The sequence below is a fragment of the Streptomyces sp. WAC05292 genome, assembly GCF_003949955.1.
GTDB classification, from domain to species: Bacteria; Actinomycetota; Actinomycetes; order Streptomycetales; family Streptomycetaceae; genus Streptomyces; species Streptomyces globosus.
Genome location: NZ_RPSE01000659.1, coordinates 1 through 1,913, shown reverse-complemented (window position 1 = coordinate 1,913; position 1,913 = coordinate 1). Strand labels below are relative to the sequence as shown.

Here is a 1,913-nt window from a genome sequence, read left to right as displayed (position 1 = left end):
GCTCCCGCCCCCGCGCACACCGCCATCCGACGGGTCACCCCGACCGCCCGCACCCGCCGCGGGGGCAGCTGCCACTTCACCACCTGCACCACGAGCAGCAGCGCGGTCGACGCGACCAGCAGCGACCACGCCGCGGCCGACCGATCCTGCAGCGCCCACCACATCATCCCCGCCCACACCAGCCACGTCCCCGGCACGCCCGGAACCATCACCCCCGCCGTCCCGAGCAGCAGCACCAGCCCCACCAGGAGCAGCTGCGGCAGATCCATCTGCTCAGCGTGCCCGACCGTCTGCTAGCGGGCCACCCAGCCCCGCTCGTGCGCGTGCCAGCCCAGCTGGAGCCGGGTCGTGACACCGGCCAGCTCCATCAGGCCCTTCACGCGCCGCTGCACCGTCCGCAGCCCCAGTTCGAGGTGCTTGGCGACGCTCGCGTCCGTCATCCCGGCGAGGAGCAGCGTGAGGATCTCCAGGTCCGTGGCGTCCGGTACCTCCACCGACTCCTGAGGGGAGCCCGCCGCCCCCAGCCGCAGCGGCATCGACTCCCGCCACACCGCCTCGAACAGCCCCGTCAGCGACTCCAGCAGCCCCGACGCGTGCACCATCAGCACCGTCGGCTCGGCCCCCCGCCCCGTCAGCGGCACCATCGCGAGGGTCCCGTCCGCGATGACGAGCCGCGTCGGCACCCGCTCCGTCACCCGCACCAGCTCGCCGCGCGCCAACGCGGTCGACGCCTCGCGGATCCCCGACGGCAGGCCGAGCACCTCCCGCTCGATCACCACCCGGTACCCCACCCCGCGCACCGCCGCCCGCTCCTCCTCCGGGTTGTCCCCCGCGGCCACCACCTGCGGGCGGGCGCTGACCAGCGCGCACACCTCCCGTTCCGCACCCGCCTGGAGCTGGCGGAACCGGTGCGCGACCGCGCTCGCACCCGTCACCACCTCCACCAGGTCGTGCACCGTCGGCTCGGCCGGCTCCGCCCGGTACTCCTGCGCCAGCAGTTCCGCCGCCAGCTCCGCCTCCTCCAGCTCCTGCCGCTGCCGCGACAGCAGCGCCCCGAGCGCCACCGCCGGCGGGGCCGCCACCCAGCGGCCCGGCCGGGCCGAGGACTGCGCGGCCAGGCCGTGCCGCTCCAGGTGGCGCAGCGCCCGCTCCGTCTGCGGCACCGGGAGCGCCAGCCGGTGAGCCAGATCCGGAACCTCCGCCGCCCCCAACGCCACCAGCGCGCGGTACGCCGACTCCTGCCCCTCGTCCAGGCCGATCGCACTCAGCAACCCGTCCACCCCCACCTTTCGCCCACGGTCCACCCCTCCTGCTGCGTGGCGCCCCGGTCGCCCGGCCCCGCCGGTCGGCGGGAAGCGGCCACGGCGCAAACCCGCCGCGGACATCATCACCGGATGCGCCGCCCCTGTGACAAGGGCCGCCGGGAGGCGGTGGCGTGCGCACGGGGTGCGGGTGTGCCCGCGTCGGCGGACGGAGGCCGTGTACCGCTCCGTGCGGGGGTGGTGCGGGTCCTACTCATTTCGTGAGTTCCGCGTTTTCCGGGGCGGGGGCGCGCCGAGAATAGCCGCATGAGTCAGCGGGGTGCGGACGACTGGTGGCAGAAGCTGTACGGGGAACCCGACGCGGAAGCGGAACCCGGGCCCGACGGGGCGCAGGCGGAGGTGGAGGCGGACACCGCGCGGGCCGACACCTTGGAGTCGCGGTTCCGGGCCGCGGCCGACCTCGTCTCCCCGGCGCCCGGGCCGGCGGCCGGTCCGCGCGCGGCACCGGCAGGAGGACCGGTGGGACGCGCCGGGCAGGCGCCGCCGGCCGGTCACGGGCCCGCCGCCGCCCACACCGGGGTCCCGCCGGCGGTGCCGGCGCAGGACCGGAGGCCCGCCGGGCCGCCGCCCCCGGACCTCCCGCCGCCGCGC

At 76.9% G+C, this 1,913-nt stretch carries 2 protein-coding genes and 1 pseudogene; 1 reads left to right on the top strand and 2 read right to left on the bottom strand.

Going from position 1 to position 1,913, the window contains the following annotated elements; all coding sequences use genetic code 11:
- Both EF903_RS32145 and EF903_RS32140 read right to left on the bottom strand, forming a co-directional pair.
- On the bottom strand, positions 1-269 hold a 269-nt coding region (locus EF903_RS32145; protein WP_260616212.1), incomplete at its 3' end, for a DUF456 domain-containing protein.
- 24 nt (positions 270-293) lie between these two features.
- Complete coding sequence (locus EF903_RS32140) at positions 294-1,271, bottom strand: helix-turn-helix domain-containing protein (protein WP_125548477.1); 978 nt, start codon at positions 1,269-1,271, stop codon at positions 294-296.
- Positions 1,272-1,568: 297 nt separating this feature from the next.
- Between EF903_RS32140 and EF903_RS32135 the strand changes: the two are divergent.
- Positions 1,569-1,913 (top strand): annotated as a pseudogene (locus EF903_RS32135) (hypothetical protein); the annotation flags it as partial.